We start from the raw sequence: 17370 nt of genomic DNA, 5'->3' as shown, positions 1-17370 counted from the left end.
GAGTACTAGGCCGCTATACGATGGGGCCGTAACCTCCAGATGGAGGTTAGCTGGGATACCAGGACTCGAACCTAGAACAAAGGAACCAGAAACCTTCGTGTTGCCAATTACACCATATCCCATTACTCTATTGAGTTACCGTTCCGCCTTTCGCCTTTCGGCTCATCACCGGAACGAGTAATAACTATACGGGGCTTTCAAGAGACGCGCAAGCCAAAATAAGGTAACCTGCCTCACACTCTCACCCCGATATCCGCTACTTCCGCAGAATCCCGGGGTTTTTGGGGTCAAAAAATTCTTTAAAAAACCTCAAAGAGAGGGCTCTGGAGCCGATTTTAGCCCCTCAAAGCAATCGAAGGAGGGTCCAGGACGCAGTTTCCGCCCCTCCCCCGCACGATTTGCCCACCAAAATTTTTGAAGATTTTTTGAATCCCTGCCACTACCTAGAAATCAGCTCAAGGTATCCGATTCGGAAAACACCTCGGACAAGCTAGAGGGTTAGTGCGGGATTGACCGGCACAGAATTACCGCATCCCACGCCTCCGCTTCAACGCCTCGCCATTCTCCAGGGATTTCACTTCCACCCGCCCCCACCCCTCGCAGATTTGTTCACTAAGACACAAAACTTTTGAAGACAACGAAAAAGCCCCGAGGCGAACCTCGGGGCTTTCAGTGGAGCGGTTGACGAGACTTGAACTCGCGACATCCACCTTGGCAAGGTGGTGCTCTACCAACTGAGCTACAACCGCATGTTTTCGCTTCAAACTTTGTTTGTCGCGGCAACGGATATAACTATACGGATACCGAACAGAGTGTGCAACCCAAAGCTTTCTCCTCTGCGCATCCTAGGCCCCAAAATTTACGCATAAAAACGCATTGACAAGCGAGTATAGATGGATTATCCATCACAAAAATTTTTCTTTGACCAACAAAAATTCCCCCTCCCGGCGGAGGGTTTCCCGGAAGATATTCCGGTAAACCCTCCGCCGGGAGGGGGAATGTTTAGCATTACGAGCATGCCGAGTATCCGGCCGCTCAGGCAGGTGTCAGGAGGCGCTAATCGCCGCCGCCCGAATCGCCGCCGCCAGAGTAGTCGGAGCTGCTGTAGCTACTGTAGTCCGAGCTGCTGGAGCTTCCGGCGTCGAAGTCGCCCGCGTCCGGGTCGGGGCCCGGGTCCACGAAGTCGTCATCCTCTTCTTCGTCCGAAGAATCCGAAGAATCCGAAGAATCCACGACAGACGAGGAGGTGCTCACGTCGCCGCCATGAGCCGCGTTCCGCATGGCGCGTGCCTCCAGGAATGCGGTCACGTAGGCGAGCGCCGCAGCGGCAATAATGATAACGACCATCCACACGGAGCGGTCAAAGCCGGCGATGTAGGCGAACAGCCAGATAATGCAGGCGTTGGTGAGCGCCATGATGGAGCCCTTCAGCAGCGCCTTCCCCATGATTGACTGTTTCATAGTTAGCTCAGTTCAGCGGCAAGCTTGCGCAGACGTGCGAGGGAGGATTCCTTGCCCAGGATTTCCATGGATTCGAACAAGGGCGGGGAGATACGCTCACCGGACACTGCGATGCGCACGGGGCCGAATGCGAGGCGCGGCTTGATTTCCAGGCCGTCGACGATTGCGGCGCGCAGGGCTGCCTCAATGCTGGCTGCGGTGAAGTCCTCGAGGGGCTCGAGTGCCTCGATTGCTGCGGCGAGGACCTGCGGTGCGGATTCCTTGAGCTGCTTGCGTGCGTCGTCAGCCACGGTAATCTCGTCGTCGCTCTTGAAGAGGAATGCGAGCAGGCCGGGTGCTTCGCCGAGCAGCTGCATACGCTCCTGAACGAGAGGTGCAGCCTCGGTGAGGACCTGCTCTTCACGTTCGGTGAGGGTTTCGCCGAGTACGCCTGCAGCCTGCAGGTACGGGATGAGGCGGTCGCGGAAGTCCTTGGGGTCGAGCGCACGGATGTGGTCGCCGTTGATGGACTCTGCCTTCTTCACGTCGAAGCGTGCGGGGTTGGCGACAACGTCGTGTACGTCGAAGTGCTCGACGAGCTCGTCGATGCTGAAGACGTCCTGGTCTGCGGAGAGAGACCAGCCCAGCAGGGACAGGTAGTTCAGCAGGCCTTCCTTGATGAAGCCGGAGTCGCGCAGCAGGAAGAGGTTCGATTCGGGGTCGCGCTTGGAGAGCTTCTTGTTGCCCTGGCCCATGACGTAGGGCAGGTGACCAAATTCGGGGATGAAGCTGGTCACGCCGGTGTCGATGAGCGCGCGGTAGAGCGCAATCTGGCGCGGGGTGGAGGAGAGCAGGTCCTCACCGCGCAGCACGTGGGTGACGCCCATGAGTGCGTCGTCGACGGGGTTCACGAAGGGGTACAGCGGGTCGCCGTTGGAGCGGACGACCACGTAGTCGGGCACGGTACCGGCCTTGAAGGTGATTTCACCGCGAACGAGGTCGTTGAAGGTGATGTCCTCGTCGGGCATGCGCAGGCGCCACACGGGCTTACGGCCCTCGGCGCGGTAGGCTTCCTTCTGCTCTTCGGTGAGGTTGCGGTCGTAGTTGTCGTAGCCGAGCTGCGGGTCCTGACCGGCTGCCTTGCGGCGTTCCTTCACCTCGTCGGGGGTGGAGAAGTCTTCGTACACGTAGCCGCCTTCAACGAGCTTTTCGAAGATCTCGTTGTAGATGCCTGCGGTCTTACGCTCGGACTGGCGGTAGGGCTCGTGCGGGCCGCCGACGCCCACGCCTTCGTCCCAGTTGATGCCGAGCCAGTGCAGGGATTCGAGCACCTGGTTGAACGACTCTTCGGAGTCGCGTGCTGCGTCGGTGTCTTCGATGCGGAAGATCAGCTTGCCGCCGGTGTGGCGTGCGTACGCCCAGTTGAAGAGGGCGGTGCGGACCATGCCCACGTGCGGGGTGCCGGTGGGCGAGGGGCAGAAGCGGACGCGGGTGTCTGCGGGGCTGTTGAGTACGGGACCGTGGTATTCGGTCATGATGTCTCCTTGACGGTGTGTTTCAGGATGTACGTTACGTTTTTGGGGGCGGGCTGCTTAGTCGCGCACGCGGGTGACGAGGGAGCCGATACCTTCGACTTCGACCTCTACTTCGTTGCCGTCGCGCAGTACGCTGATGCCGGCGGGGGTGCCGGTGAGCAGTACGTCGCCGGGCAGCAGGGTGAAGATTTCGGAGGCTGCGGCAACCTGTTCGGCTACGGAGTAGTGCATTTCGGAGGTGTTGCCTTCCTGCACGACGTCGCCGTCAACCCAGGTGGTGATGTTCAGCGAGTCGGTGTCCAGATCGGTTTCGATCCAGGGGCCGAGCGGGGTGGCGCCGTCGAAGCCCTTAGCGCGGGTCCACTGGCGGTCTTCGAGCAGGTCGCGGGCGGTGAGGTCGTTGGCTACGGTGTAGCCGAAGATGACTTCGTGCACGCGCTCAAGAGGCACGGACTTGGCGATACGACCGATAACGACGGCGAGTTCACCTTCTGCGCTGACGGCTTCGGAGTACTCGGGCAGGGTCACGGGGTCGCCGGGGCCAATCACGGTGGTGTTGGGCTTGAGGAAGAACTGCGGGGAGGCGGGCGCCTCGGTTCCAGCCCAGTTTGCGATCGCTCCAATCACCTTGGAGCGGGGGATGATCGGGGCGAGCAGGCGCACCTGGTCGATGGGGTAGGTGGTGCCGGTCGGTTCGATGCCCGAGTAGAAGGGGTCGCCGGCGAGTACGCGCAGGGTTTCTTCGCCTGCGTCGCCTTCTACCAGCCCGAAGTGGAGCTCATTATTTACGGTAAATCGTGCAATACGCATACTTTCTAGGGTACCAGCCTTCGAGGGTGTGAGCGGCGGGCGGAATTGGCAAGGCAGGTTTTAGCCCGGCGGGGTTCAACACTATTAGGTTCGGCGGGGTGCGCCTCCCCTCCCCTATCCTCGCGTTATCAACACCGCGCGCAATATTCGCTGAGCACAGCACTGACCGGGCACAGCGAATCCCCGCGGGTGCGCGTTCCGGGTGCGGGCGCATCCTGCGGGGATTTCGCGGGTGACATGAGTCAGAGGTCTTAGATGAGGCGGGTCATCCAGCCGTGGCGGTCCTCAACGGTGCCGAGCTGAATACCGACGAGCTCTTCGCGCAGGCTCTTGGAGATTTCGCCGAAGTGCTCGGTGGGTGCCGGGATTTCGAAGTCTTCTGCCTTGAGCTTGCCGATGGGCGCGACCACTGCTGCGGTGCCGCAGGCGAAGATTTCGGTGATGTCGCCGTTTGCCACGCCTTCACGCCACTCATTGAGGGTGATAGCGCGCTCTTCGACGGTCATGCCGCGGTCCTTAGCGAGCTGAATCAGCGAGGAGCGGGTCACACCCTCCAGGATGGTGCCGGTCAGCTCCGGGGTGACGATCTTGTTTTCCTTGCCGAAGATGAAGAACACGTTCATACCGCCGAGCTCTTCGATGGCGTCGCCGCGGTGCGGGTCCTTGAAGATGACCTGCTTGCAGCCGTGCTTTTCGCCTTCAATCTGGGCGATCATGGATGCCGCGTAGTTGCCGCCGCACTTTGCCGCGCCGGTGCCGCCTTCGCCTGCGCGGGCGTAGGTGGTGGAGAGCCAAATGTCCACGGGTTCGGGGGTGCCGAAGTAGTTACCTGCGGGCGAGCCGATCACGTGGTACTGCACGTGGCGTGCGGGGCGAACGCCGAGGAATGCCTCGGTTGCGATCATGAAGGGGCGGAAGTAGAAGGCCTCACCGTCGCCGGTGGGTACCCACTGCTCGTCCATCTTCACGAGTTCGCGCAGGGATTCAACGAACAGTTCTGCGGGCAGTTCGGGCAGGGAGAGGCGGCGTGCAGAGTTCGCGAAGCGTGCCGCGTTCTTTTCGGGGCGGAAGGTCCACACGGAGCCGTCAGCGTGGCGGTAGCCCTTGATGCCTTCAAAGATTTCCTGGCCGTAGTGGAAGACGGATGCTGCGGGGTCGAGGACGAGCGGGCCGTAGGGGCGAACTCGTGCGTCGTACCAGGTGCCACCGGTCTTGTAGTCGCCTTCCCAGTCGATGGTGACCATGTGGTCGGTGAAGTAGTCACCGAAGCCGGGGTTTGCAAGGATTTCGGCGCGGCGTTCGGCGGTGGCGGGTGACTGGTTTGCTTCGTGGCTGAATTCGATGGCCATCGTTCTGCGTTCCTCTTCGTCTAGTTGCCTCTGTGGGCGTTCTTTGAGTGGCGGTTCTCGCGGCGGGGCGAGGGACCGGTGTGTGCCGCCGGGCGCGTTGTCGTGCGGGGCAGATGGTGCATCTAGCGGTCTGTGCTAGTTGGATGCATCAAAGCTAGTGGTGGATGGTGTCCACCGCCGAGGTGCCGGGCGGGTGTGCCTGACCTGTTTTAGAGTACCGGAAAGATGAGTTTGCCGCATGCGCACCTTTTCTCTCATTCAGGATGTGAACAGGTGAAGCCCGGAAGGTGTGTTCCTTCCGGGCTTCACGGGTGTTTTGCGTTCAGCGGCCACGGCTGGCGGGTTTTAGCCGAGCCAGTTTTAGCCAGCTGAGCTTAGCCGAGGCGTGCGAGCACGTCTGCGCCAACCTGATCGGTACCGCGCACAGTGGCGCCGTTTTCGCGCATGTCTGCTTCGACGGCGTCCTCAATGCGGGCTGCGGCTGCGTCGTGGCCGAGGTGGCGCAGCAGCATTGCGCCGGCGAGGATTGCGGCGGTGGGGTTTGCCTTGTTCTGGCGGGCGATGTCCGGTGCGGAGCCGTGTACGGGCTCGAACATGGAGGGGAACTCGCCGACGGCGTTGATGTTGCCGCTTGCCGCGTAGCCGATACCGCCGGTCACTGCACCTGCGAGGTCGGTGATGATGTCGCCGAAGAGGTTGTCGGTGACGATCACGTCGAAGCGTGCGGGGTCGGTGACCATGAAGATGGTGGTCGCGTCAATGTGCAGGTAGTCGGTCTCAACCTCGGGGAATTCAGCCGCGATTTCGGTGAAGTAACGGTTGTAGAGGCGACCTGCGTGGGTGAGCACGTTGGTCTTGTGCACGAGGGTGACCTTCTTGCGGCGGGTGGACGCCAGCTCGAAAGCGTAGCGGACCAGGCGCTCCACACCGTGTGCGGTGTTGAGGGAGACTTCGGTGGCGATTTCGTGCGGAGTGCCCTGGCGAATCACGCCGCCGTTGCCGATGTAGGGGCCTTCGGTACCTTCACGCACAACGACGAAGTCAATGTTGCCGGGGTTGGCGAGCGGGGAAACTGCGCCGGGGTACAGGCGGGAGGGGCGCAGGTTGATGTAGTGATCGAAGGCGAAGCGCAGCTTCAGGAGCATTTCGCGTTCGATAAGGCCGGAGGGAATCTGACCGCTGCGGGGGTCTGCACCGATGGCGCCGAAGAGGATCGCGTCGTGCTGCTTGAGGGCGTCCATGGTGGAGTCGGGCAGGGTTTCACCGGTTTCCAGCCAGTGCTCGGCGCCGAGCTTGTAGTGGGTGGGGGTTACGGTGATGTTTTCGAGCTCGCAGGCGCGGGTGAGGATGCGCTGGGCTTCGGTAATGATTTCGGGGCCGATGCCGTCGCCGGGGATGACGGCGAGGTCGATGCTACGTGCTTCAGTCATGCCTCTACCGTAATACGCGCCGCGGGTGGGCGGTAGAGTGTGCGGGCGGGTTCTCAGACTCTGGGCTAGACGGGTACTGCCAATTAAAACAATATTCCCCGGCTGATAATTCAGCCGGGGAATATTGTTTATCTACGAGTTCTCACAGGGTAAGAACTTAGACGCTATTAGGAGCGCTCGCAGAGGGTAACCTTCACGTAACCGGGGTTACGAACGCCGGCTTCCTTTGCACCGTTGTTAGCGGATGCGATGGCACCGCCGGCAACACCGGGAGCAACGTAGGAGCCACCTGCGCCACCTGCGCCTGCCTGAACCAGCGAACCAACGTTCTGGCGGTAACGAGTGGGGCGTTCGTTAGCGTTCCACTTCTGGGAGGTGATGATGGAGGACAGTGCACGAGCAGCACCGGAGCCACCGCCACCGTAGCCTGCGCCACCACCTGCGGAGACAACAGTCTGGTAACCGTTGAAGGACTTCAGGGTCGAGTCCTTGTCCAGACCACCAATGTCATCGGAAGGCATGAACTTGGGGTTGGTAACAGGAGCTTCTTCCAGCTTGTTAATGTCGTTGTTGTCGATCTGGTAGGAGTATGCGAAGACGCCGTCTGCACCCTTACCGTCGAAGCCGGAGCCACCCTTGTCACCAGCGGTAGCGGAGCTGAAGAGCTCCTGCTTGTTCTGGCTGTTGAAGCCCAGAACGCCGTAGACGTTACCCTTGTCGTTGTACAGCATGGGCTGCTCGCCACCTGCACCACCCTGACCGTTACCGCCACCGTTACCACCGGCAACCTTCATAGCGGTACGATCGGAGGCGAACGGCTTCAGGACGGTGTAGTGAGAGATGGAGGTCTCAGCGCTGTCACCGGTTGCTGCGGATGCGCTTGCACCAGCAGGCAGAACAGACTTAACCGCGGTGTCGCTCAGGTAGGTGGTGGAGGTGTCAACTGCCTTGGAGTTGTAGTACTTGTTGTCCGAGGGCATGTTGTTGGTACCGGGCTGGGTACGGATACCCGCACCGCCACCGCCACCCGCAACAGCAACCGGGGTGCCGTCAATAACCAGAGCGGAGGAACCACCACCGGAACCACCGTATACGTAGCGCTTCATGTCGGAAGGACCGGACCAGTTAGCGTCAACGCGAGACTTAGCGTCGGAGGGAACGGGCTGTTCAGTTACGTCACCACCGTTACCGTAACCCTTACCACCGGTTGCGGGGCGGGTCTGCCAAATAGCCTTGCTGTCAACGCCAGGCTCAGAAACCAGGTAAGCCACACCACCGGCAGCTGCGACCAGCTCAACAACCTGGCCTTCCTTGACGGGCATTTCACCGGTCACGAGAGCACCGGAACCACCAGCAACCTGATTGGAACCGCCACCTGCGCCACCAGCGACCTCGAAGCGAATCTTGTCAACCTTCGCGGGAACGGTGAACTTGATGGTGTCCTTAGCGCCGGAGGGCTGACCGGAAATGTTGAACTTGGGTGCAGATGCGTACGCGCACTCAGTAGAAGATGCAAAAGCGGGAACTGCAGCAGATGCTGCAACAACCGGAGCAGCCCATGCTGCGCCAGCGACAACCTTGCGGCGAGAAATGTTAGTAGACATGTATGTCCTTCGAGAGTGATGTCATTTTGAGGAATAAAAGTTATCACCCGCCGTCGTGCGCGGCAGTAAACATCACTTGAAACAAGTCGAGTGAGTGAGTCGGCTTGAGCCTAACCTCTGGTGATAACGACATAATGCTGTATCCGCTCCCTTGCACAGGGAGTCGCGCTCCAGAACTCTTGGTGTTTAGTTCTGCGAGGTTCTTAGACCTCGGGCGCAGATTTCGGGTACAGCCAAAACTATACCCATCAAGGACCTGTACCGCAATGGTTCCAAAAATGGTTTGATGAGGGGGTTTCCCTTAAACTCTCCGCCTTGGTTGAAGGTTTTTCAACCAAAATAGGTTACTTAAGGGAGTTTCAGGTCTCTTAAACCCGAATTCGAACCCCATACAACCCCAAACTCTCAAGCTTTAGTTGAATAAATAATCTAGAAAAAAGTAATCAAGGTCACTCAAAATAGGTGTTTTTAGCGTGTCGCACACACGTAATCACACACCCCCACACACAAAACCACAGAATGTTCCTGCATGTGAGAGCAGAAAAGGGGGTTCCAACCCCTCGCAAACACCCCGATACACTGGAAGCATGCCCCTCAAGCGCACCCAACCCCAGAAGAACCCACAGAACAGCACTGAGACAGCCGAATCAGGCCACGCCGTAACGCATACCCGCGGCGTCTTAGAAAGCAGCGACCTGCCCGCCGACGCAATCACCGCCTCCAGCCGCGTACAAACCTACCTCAGGGACAAACGCGGCTGGATGAACGTCCTCGTCGTCGCACACATGCAGTTCTTCTGCTGCATGCTTTCCACCGCCTTCGTCAACAGCTACGGTTGGATTCCGGTCATCTCCGCGCTCTGCAGCACCACCGCGCTCTACTTCCGCTACCGCTACCCCTACGGCAGCATCTACGTGGTCATCGCGGCGCTCTGCCTCACCCTCGTGGAGCCCTTCCCCGACTCACTCGCCATCACCTGCTACCCGCCCGTCAGCCTCGCCGCCTACCATATCGGTCGGCACTGGCGCCGCCGCGCCCGATTCCGCGGCCTCATTCTCGGCTGGGTCGGCGCACTCGCCGTCACCGTGCAGGCCTCGCTCTCATTCCTCTACCACTGGGACGACATACCCGCCCGCATCTTCATCTCCCTGATGCTCGGCGTGCTCTGCGGATCCATCTTCACCGTCTTCTGGTTCCTCGGCGACTCCCGCCGCATGCGCGAACTGCGCAGCGAAGAGTTCAAAGAACGCGCCCGCCGCCTCGAATACGAGCAGGAACAGGAACGCCGCCTCGCAGCGCAGGACGAACGCACCCGCATCGCCCGCGAAATGCACGATATTGTGGCGCACTCGCTCTCCAGCATTATTTCCCAGGCGGACGGGGCACGCTACGCCGCCGCAAGCGCCCGCACTGCACGAACCCAGCAAACTGAACAGGCAGAGCAGTCGGGGCAGGCTCAGCAGAGCGAACCGGATATTGCCGAGCAAACCCTCGAACTCATTGCAGACACCGCACGCGACTCCCTCACCCAGATGCGCTCCCTCCTCGGGCTACTCCGCACCGATGAGGCGACCGCCTACGCACCCGTGCCCACCCTCAGCGATGTGCCCGACCTCGTGGAGCAGAGCCGCCGCGCCGGGCTACCCGTCACCTTCACCGGAATCACCGGCACCATGGCGCTCACCCTACCGCAAGGTGCCGAGCTGGCGGCGTACCGCACCGTTCAGGAGGCGCTCACCAACGCGCTCAAGCACTCCCCCGGCGCGGCAACCACCGTCACCATTCACTGGGGTGATGAGGGCCTGCAGTTGCAGGTGCAGAACGAACCGGTTTCTGCGGTCACAGCTCAGCACATTGCTCGCCCGGTCCCCGGTAGCGGCAACGGTCTGCGCGGCATGAGCGAGCGTATCGCCCTCTACCACGGCGCCCTCACCTACGGTCTGCAGCCTGACGGCGGCTGGCTCGTTGAGGCGGCGCTGCCCTACCGCGACCTCTAATATCGGCGCCCTCTACTACCTCGTGATCTAGGATTGAAACTATGTACTCTTCTGCACCACAGACTTCTGCACCACAGACCACCCAGCCGATCCGCGTGATGCTCGTTGACGACCAGCGCCTAGTGCGCGGCGGTTTGAGCATGCTCGTCAACTCCCAGCCGGACCTGCAGGTCGTTATGGAGGCTGATGACGGTCTGGCGGCGATTGACGTTTTTGACCGCATGGTGTCTGAGGGGCAGGCGCCGCAGGTCATCCTCATGGATGTGCGCATGCCGCACTGCGACGGCCTGGAGGCGGCGCGCCGTATTCTGGAGCGTGACGGCGAGCGTGAGGTGTCCGAGGATGAGCGGGTGCGCATTATCATGCTCACGACCTTCGATATTGATGAGTACGTGTATTCAGCGGTGCGTGCGGGTGCGAGCGGTTTCTTGTTGAAGGACACTCCGCCGGAGCAGCTGCTGGAGGCGATTCGTACGGTGCACCGCGGCGATGCGGTGATTGCGCCGTCTGCAACTCGCCGTCTGTTGGAGCAGATGATTCCGGTGCTGGACTCCCCCGCTCCTGCTGCTCCTGTTGTTCCTGCCGCCGAGTCTGTTCCTGTTACTCCCCCGGCTGCTGAGCTTCCTAAGGCGACGTTTATTCCGGCTGAGCATGCAAGCTTTGAGCCTGTGCAGGATTATCCGCATCGTAAGTTGATTGAGCAGTTGTCGCCGCGTGAGTTTGAGGTACTGGGTTTGATTGCGCGCGGCCTATCGAATGCGGAGATTACGCGGGAGCTGGTGCTTTCGGAGGCGACGGTGAAGACGCATGTGTCGCACGTGTTGGCGAAGTTGGGTGCGCGTGATCGTGTGCAGGCGGTCATTATGGCGTATGAGGCGGGTATCGCCCACTAGCGCTCCCTTATATAAGGACACAGTGAAGCCCCGGCGGGCGCCTCCTAATCGAGGCACCATCCGGGGCTCTTTAGTTAAGTAGTTTCTTGCATCTCGTCGATGATTCGCTCAAAGTCGCTCATCAGCTCAGGCAACTTCTTATAGCGGTAGCTCCACCATGTCAGGTTCTGCCTCCGCATAGATGCGGGGGCGCAACCGGGTGACCATATCAACGCTACGGCCGGTCAACTGTTCAATGCGGTGCTGAGCATCGACCATCTGCATGAACTCGTCAAAAGGGGCTGCCCCCGGCATCTGAACCAGAAAATCCAGGTCGCTGGTTTCGGTCAGCTCACCGCGGGCGGCGCTGCCGAAGAGTCGGGCACGGCGCACACCAGCGTCACGGAGGATCTGAAGAACCTCCGCTTCATGGGGTAGCGTGTACCCGCGACGCAGATTGGGGTGGCTAGTGCTCATACACCCATCATACGCGCAAAGCCATGCTACAGGTCAGCTCCAAGAATCTGAGAGCACAAGCACAACAGAATAGAGAGCACGGCAGAGTAGAGGACACAGTGAAGCCCCGGCGGGCGGCCTCCTTTTCGAGGCACCCTCCGGGGCTTTCTCACGCCGAGTATCCGGGTTCGCCGGGTACTGTGACTATGCCAGGTACAGCGGGTTAGCCGCGCATACCCTCAACCGGGGACATGCGAGCCGAACGAGCCGCCGGCAGAGCCGAAGCGAGCATCGCGGCGAGCACACCCACAATGAGGATGACCACGTACCAGACGTACGGCAGGTCAAGCACGAGCGGGGCGGAAGCACTCATGGAAGACATAATAATCTGCGCAGAGAGGCTACCAATCACACCACCGGAAACCATACCGAGCACCACTGCGGCGAGCGTAATCAGAATCGCCTCAATGGAAATCATGCGGCGCAGCTGCTTGCGGGACAGGCCCAGCGAGCGGAGCATCGCGTTCTCGCGGCGGCGTTCGTTGACCGACAGGGTCATCGTGTTCGCCACACCAATGATGGAGATGACCACTGCGAGCATGAGCATCACCAGGGTGAAGGTCAGCATGACGGTCAGCAGCTGGTCGTAGGTCTGACGTTCCTGCAGACCACCGGTGAAGGAGCTGTCCGGGCTGGCTCGGTTCAGGTCAGCCTGCAGAGTCGCGTTCTCGCTACTGGTCAGCGGGGAGGCGGCGCGCACCAGAACGACGGTGTCGTTACCGGTTGCCTGGCTGGTGACAGTCAGGTGAGCGGCCTTCGTCTGAGCTTCTTTGTCACCGCTGGCGATTGCTTCTTCCATGCGCTTCTGAGCTTCCTCAGCGGCAGGGTTGGCCACCTTCTGCGGGTTCTTGGCGTCCTGCAGCTTGGCGGCGGTGGCAGGGTTGACAATCAGCAGGTTCTGCTTGGTTGCGGACCTGACGGGCTTGAGTTCCACTTCGCCGAGCGGGCCGTGTGCCTTCAGACGGCTGGACTCATTCAATCCAGCGGACTTCCAGAGGCCCTGCGGCACGAGCACGGTGTCGTCGGCAAGGTTCGAGTTTTCGCCCGGCAGGATTGCCTTCAAATCGGAGGAGCTCAGCGCCACCAGGTCGGAATTCTGGTTGGCGGTCTGTCCCTCGTACTCGACGGTGTAGTCGACCACACCGGCTGCGTAACCGACGGCGGATGCCTGAACGTTCTTAATACCCTTGACCTTGGAGGCGATTTCCTCCGCCTTGGTCACGGTGGAGGCAGCCTCGGACTGGTCATACGAGCTGTACTTTGCCTGCGCAGAAATCGGGTACTGCTGATCCAGGGCCTTGGTCAGCGAGGCGCTCAGCACCGAGTAACCGGTCAGCACAGTCGACACGACCAGGGTACCCACCAGCACGGCGCGGCCGGTGGAGACGGTGCGCTTGGGCGAACGCAGCGCGTTGGCGAGCGCGAGCTTGCCGGTCTGGGTGCGGGTGACCGTGCCGAGGGCACGTACCAGCGGCGGCAGTACCAGCGGGGTGAGGAGGAAAACCGCAATACCGAGCAGCAGTGCGGCCCCCATCATGAGGGCAATGGCCTTATTGCCGGCCCCCTCACCGGAACCCTGGTTCTGAGCCAGCATAGCCAGGCCGATACCTGCGGCACCGAAGACCAGACCCAGGATCGGGCCGACCTTGCCGGGCTTGCGCACCTCAAGGTTGGTGTGCTCGCTCATCGCGCTGATGGGCGAGATGCGCAGGGCGCTTCGTGCCGGGGAGAGCGACGCCAGAACCGTCACGAGGGTGCAGATCAGGGTACTGATAATCACCGGGGTGATCGAGTAGGAGATCATGATGGTGGTGAGGTTTGCACCAACCAGCATGCCGACCGGGAAGGTCAGCAGTGCACCGATGAGGGAGAACACCACGCCCACGGTAATGGATTCGACGAGTAGCATCCGTACGAGGGAGCCGCCACGGGCACCGAGGGTGCGTAGCAGAGCCAGTTCACGGATGCGCTGGCCGACCAGCACCGCGAAGGTGTTGGAGATGACGAACGAGGAGACCAGCAGAGCCAGCGCTGCGAAGGCGCCCAGGACCACGCTAATGGAGGTGAAGACCGTGGAGATGGTCTTCTGGTAGTCCTCCAGCAGCTTCTGACCGGTCATCACGCGCGGGTCGTTCTTGGTGTCACCGCTGCTGAGGGTATCCTGCAGGCTCTTGAGCTTGGCGTCGGTTACGCCGTCCTTGAACTTGAGGTAGATGAGGTTCGCGCCAGCCATGTTCCGGTAACCTGCCGCGGAACTCTTGTTTTCTGCCTCGGATGCCTTCAGGGCGGCTTCGCCGAGGCTGGTGCCACCAATGAAGACAGCCTGGTTGGTGGTGGAGCCTTCAAAACCGGGGTCGAACAGGCCGACGACGGTGTATTCGGCGGTCTTATCAGTACCGGGGGCGCTGACGGATTCTACAACGTCGGTGCTGGTGACCTTGCCGTTCAGCGAGAGGTTGTGCTTCTTCGCGAAGTAGGTAGAGACCATGATTTCGTGGTCGCTACTGGGGATTTTGCCCTGCACCTTGTACGGGAAGAGACTCGAGTCGGCGGGCAGCTGGTCGTACTGCACCTGGGTTGCCTGGTCGCCGGTGCCGAGCTTACCCGAGACAGCGTACTGTACCCAGTAGCCGGAGAGCAGGTCGCTCTTTTCTACCTTCTGAATCTGGTCACGAGTCAGGTAGATAGAGGTGCTGTCTTGACCGTCGCTGGTTGTAGCGGCGGAGGCGACGACCGCCTCGGCGCGGGAGAGCACGTCACCGACGGAGGAGTTGACGGTCGCCTGCAGCGAGTTGGTGAGCATCATAATGGCGGCGATGAAGAAGGATGAGATCGCGATGCCTATGCCCGTGAGAATGTATTTTCCTTTGGAGGCGCGCAGGTTGGAGCGCGCCACCGTGTTCAGTGTGGTTGCCACGGCTTATCGACCTTCCAGCTGTGCCATTGCGCCGAGGACGGCGTCGTAGGTAGGTTCGATCATTTCGCCGGCGACCATGCCGTCCTTGATGAAGACCACGCGGTCTGCGTAGGAGGCGGCGTTTGCGTCGTGGGTGACCATGAGGATGGTCTGTGCGTGCTCGGTTGCGGCGGCACGCAGCAGGCGCAGCACCTCGGCGCCGGAGTTGGAGTCGAGGTTACCGGTCGGTTCGTCGGCGAAGACCACTTCGGGGCGTGCGAGCAGGGCGCGCACGATGGCGACGCGCTGCTGCTGACCGCCGGAGAGCTGTTCGGGGCGGTGGTCGAGGCGGGTTTCCAGGCCGAGGGTCTTGACCAGGTAGTCGCGCCACTGCTGGTCCGGCTTCTTACCGGCAAGGCCCAGCGGCAGGTCAATGTTCTGGCCCGCGGTGAGGGTGGGCACCAGGTTGAACGCCTGGAAGATGAAGCCGATGTGTTCGCGGCGGAATTCGGTGAGGGCGTTGTCCTTCAGACCGAAGAGCTCGGTACCGCCAATACGAATCGAGGTTGCCGGGTTCGGGTCGGGGGTGTCCAGGGTTGCGATGGTCTGCATCAGCGTGGACTTACCCGAGCCGGAGGGACCCATAATGGCGGTGAACTTGCCCTGCTCAAAGTCGACGGAGACGTTGTTGAGGGCGTGGACGGTGGCTTCACCCATGCCGTAGGTTTTGGAAAGGTTTCGTGCGGAGACGGCGGGCTGTGCCGTCTGTGCGTGAGGAGTTGTAGTAGTCATAGTTCAATTATTTCACGCAGTATGGCGCTGACTACAGGGTTTTTCTCATCCTCCAGGTTGATTTTGGCGGGTGTTCACCGGGTCTTGACCTGCGGATGCAGGGTTTCCCGGTGCTTCCGCGGTATGAGCTGAACGCGAGGCTGCCGGAACGGGGTACCGACCTCATCCTTAAGTATGAGCGGCGACCAAACCAGCGTCCCGTCTCTACCCTGCGCCCGTACCTCTCCATACGCGCGTACACGAAAAGCCCCCGGCTCCTCCCCACTGGGGTAAGGAAGCCGAGGGCTTTCTCACGCTATCCGTTACGGCGCTATCTCACGCGCCAGCCGCTATTACTCAAGCAACCGTTACGCCTTGGGTGCCTCGTAGCGCGGGAACACCGGTGCGGGTGCGGGCAGCTCGGTGCCGGGCACGAGCGCGGTGCCGAGGGCCGCGAACTGGCGAGACTCACCCTCGGGCACGCCGAGCAGGGTCAGCAGCTTGGCGGTCGAGTCGGGCATGACGGGCTGCAGCAGCAGAGCAACCTGGCGTACGACCTCGAGGGTTACGTACAGCACGGTGTTCATGCGCTCAAGCTCGCCGTTCTTGCGCAGGGTCCAGGGCTCCTGCTCAGCGAAGTAGGCGTTGGTGTCTGCAAGGACGGTCCAGATGCGCTCGAGGGCGCGGTGGAAGGCCTGCTCGTCGAAGTCGGCGCGAACCGGCTCGTAGAGGGCAGCCGCCTGGTCAAGGATCTTGCGGTCGGCTTCGGTGAATTCGCCGTGCTCAGGCACAGCGCCGCCGCAGTTCTTGGCGACCATGGACAGCGAACGCTGGGCGAGGTTGCCGAGGTTGTTGGCCAGGTCGGAGTTGATGCGGTTGATGATGGACTCTTCGGAGTAGGATCCGTCCTGGCCGAAGGAAACCTCGCGCATGAGGAAGAAGCGGACGGCATCCAGGCCGAAGGCGTCGACGAGGTTTGCGGGGTCGACTACGTTACCGACGGACTTGGACATCTTCTCGCCGTTGACGAGCAGGAAGCCGTGGCCGAAGACACGCTTGGGCAGTTCGATTCCGGCGGACCACAGGAATGCGGGCCAGTAGATGGAGTGGAAGCGGGTGATGTCCTTACCGATGAGGTGCAGGTCGGCGGGCCAGTACTTGGTGAACAGCTCGTTCTCGGTGTCGGGGTAGCCGAGGCCGGTCAGGTAGTTGGTGAGAGCGTCGACCCACACGTACATGACGTGCTTGTCGTTGCCGGGTACGGGTACGCCCCAGTCGAAGGTGGTGCGGGAGATGGACAGGTCGTTGAGGCCGCCCTTGACGAAGGAGATCAGCTCGTTGCGGCGGGATTCGGGGTAGACGTAGCCTTCGTTGGCGTAGAGTTCGAGGAGCTTGTCGCCGTACTTGGAGAGGCGGAAGAAGTAGGATTCTTCTTCGGTCCACTCGACCTCGGTGCCGGTTGCGATGGCGTAGCGCTGGCCGTCGCGGACCTCGGTTTCGTCTTCTGCGTAGTAGGCTTCGTCGCGGACAGAGTACCAGCCGGCGTACTTGCCGAGGTAGATGTCACCGTTCTCTTCCATGCGCTTCCAGATGGCCTGGGATGCGACGTAGTGGTCGGGGTCGGTGGTGCGGATGAAGCGGTCGTAGCTGATGTTCAGGGCGTCGTTCATGGCCTTGAAGCGTGCGGAGTTCTCGTCGGCGAGTTCCTTGGCGGTTTTGCCGAGCTTCTCTGCGGTAGTCTGCATCTTCTGGCCGTGCTCGTCGGTGCCGGTCATGAAGCGTACGTCGAAGCCGTCGAGGCGCTTGAAGCGGGCCAGCACGTCGGCGGCGATGGTTTCGTAGGCGTGGCCGATGTGCGGGTTGCCATTGGGATAGGAGATGGCGGTGGTGATGTAGAACGGAGTTGCAGTCATAACTTTCAGTTTACCGCAGTCTTAGGTACGACTCTCACTGGGGTTACACTCTGATACGTGGTGGCTTATTGCTTGTGGGTGGAGGCTGCCACGCAACAGGCTAAACCGCGACAGCCTTCCCCCGCCCCAGTTCGCTAGGCACGGGGCGCACACCCAAACCACGAACCACTCCGGCGGGATTAGCTCGAGGTTCGGAACCCTCCTCGCTCCTACAGGGGCACCCGCCCTCGCTTCGCT

Annotated in this window: 12 protein-coding genes and 2 tRNA genes; 2 read left to right on the top strand and 12 right to left on the bottom strand. The window is 61.0% G+C overall.

The window, feature by feature from the left end; all coding sequences use genetic code 11:
* Window positions 1-50: 50 nt before the first annotated feature.
* From HMPREF2874_RS05530 to HMPREF2874_RS05495, 8 genes are all read right to left on the bottom strand, one after another.
* A tRNA-Gln gene (locus HMPREF2874_RS05530) sits at window positions 51-122 on the bottom strand.
* 551 nt (window positions 123-673) lie between these two features.
* Window positions 674-749 (bottom strand) — tRNA-Gly (locus HMPREF2874_RS05525).
* Window positions 750-1056: 307 nt separating this feature from the next.
* Window positions 1057-1461 carry a hypothetical protein gene (locus tag HMPREF2874_RS05520; RefSeq protein ID WP_070649260.1) on the bottom strand — a complete coding sequence of 135 codons (405 nt, stop codon included), beginning with the start codon at window positions 1459-1461 and terminating at the stop codon, window positions 1057-1059.
* A gap of 2 nt (window positions 1462-1463) precedes the next feature.
* The gene (gene gltX / locus HMPREF2874_RS05515; protein WP_070649259.1) at window positions 1464-2975 is read right to left on the bottom strand and encodes a glutamate--tRNA ligase; all 1512 of its coding nucleotides are present in this window, start codon (window positions 2973-2975) and stop codon (window positions 1464-1466) included.
* Between the two features lie 57 nt (window positions 2976-3032).
* The gene (locus HMPREF2874_RS05510) at window positions 3033-3785 is read right to left on the bottom strand and encodes a fumarylacetoacetate hydrolase family protein (RefSeq protein WP_070649256.1); all 753 of its coding nucleotides are present in this window, start codon (window positions 3783-3785) and stop codon (window positions 3033-3035) included.
* A 251-nt stretch (window positions 3786-4036) separates the two neighbouring features.
* A complete protein-coding gene (locus HMPREF2874_RS05505) occupies window positions 4037-5134 on the bottom strand; it encodes a branched-chain amino acid aminotransferase (RefSeq protein WP_070649254.1) in 1098 nt (365 codons plus the stop codon).
* Between the two features lie 374 nt (window positions 5135-5508).
* Window positions 5509-6564, bottom strand: a complete 1056-nt coding sequence (locus HMPREF2874_RS05500) for a 3-isopropylmalate dehydrogenase (protein ID WP_070649253.1) — start codon at window positions 6562-6564, stop codon at window positions 5509-5511.
* A 167-nt stretch (window positions 6565-6731) separates the two neighbouring features.
* A complete protein-coding gene (locus tag HMPREF2874_RS05495) occupies window positions 6732-8168 on the bottom strand; it encodes a transcriptional initiation protein Tat (protein ID WP_070649250.1) in 1437 nt (478 codons plus the stop codon).
* 587 nt (window positions 8169-8755) lie between these two features.
* Between HMPREF2874_RS05495 and HMPREF2874_RS05490 the strand changes: the two genes are divergently transcribed.
* Window positions 8756-10165 carry a sensor histidine kinase gene (locus tag HMPREF2874_RS05490; protein WP_141754221.1) on the top strand — a complete coding sequence of 470 codons (1410 nt, stop codon included), beginning with the start codon at window positions 8756-8758 and terminating at the stop codon, window positions 10163-10165.
* A 41-nt stretch (window positions 10166-10206) separates the two neighbouring features.
* Complete coding sequence (locus HMPREF2874_RS05485; RefSeq protein WP_070649246.1) at window positions 10207-11058, top strand: response regulator; 852 nt, start codon at window positions 10207-10209, stop codon at window positions 11056-11058.
* Window positions 11059-11196: 138 nt separating this feature from the next.
* On the opposite strand, the gene HMPREF2874_RS05480 is transcribed toward HMPREF2874_RS05485, so the two are convergent.
* The 4 genes from HMPREF2874_RS05480 to metG form a co-directional block, all read right to left on the bottom strand.
* Complete coding sequence (locus HMPREF2874_RS05480; protein WP_049345616.1) at window positions 11197-11514, bottom strand: nucleotidyltransferase family protein; 318 nt, start codon at window positions 11512-11514, stop codon at window positions 11197-11199.
* A 202-nt stretch (window positions 11515-11716) separates the two neighbouring features.
* On the bottom strand, window positions 11717-14470 hold the full coding sequence (locus HMPREF2874_RS05475) for an ABC transporter permease (RefSeq protein WP_070649244.1): 2754 nt from the start codon (window positions 14468-14470) through the stop codon (window positions 11717-11719).
* Between the two features lie 3 nt (window positions 14471-14473).
* A complete protein-coding gene (locus HMPREF2874_RS05470; RefSeq protein WP_070649241.1) occupies window positions 14474-15241 on the bottom strand; it encodes an ABC transporter ATP-binding protein in 768 nt (255 codons plus the stop codon).
* Window positions 15242-15588: 347 nt separating this feature from the next.
* A complete protein-coding gene (metG, locus tag HMPREF2874_RS05465; RefSeq protein WP_070649239.1) occupies window positions 15589-17133 on the bottom strand; it encodes a methionine--tRNA ligase in 1545 nt (514 codons plus the stop codon).
* Between the last annotated feature and the right edge of the window lie 237 nt (window positions 17134-17370).

This window comes from Rothia sp. HMSC068F09, assembly GCF_001812775.1.
Lineage (GTDB): Bacteria > Actinomycetota > Actinomycetes > Actinomycetales > Micrococcaceae > Rothia > Rothia mucilaginosa_A.
The sequence above is the reverse complement of the archived record's forward strand: the minus strand, read 5'-3'. Positions and strand labels throughout refer to the sequence as shown.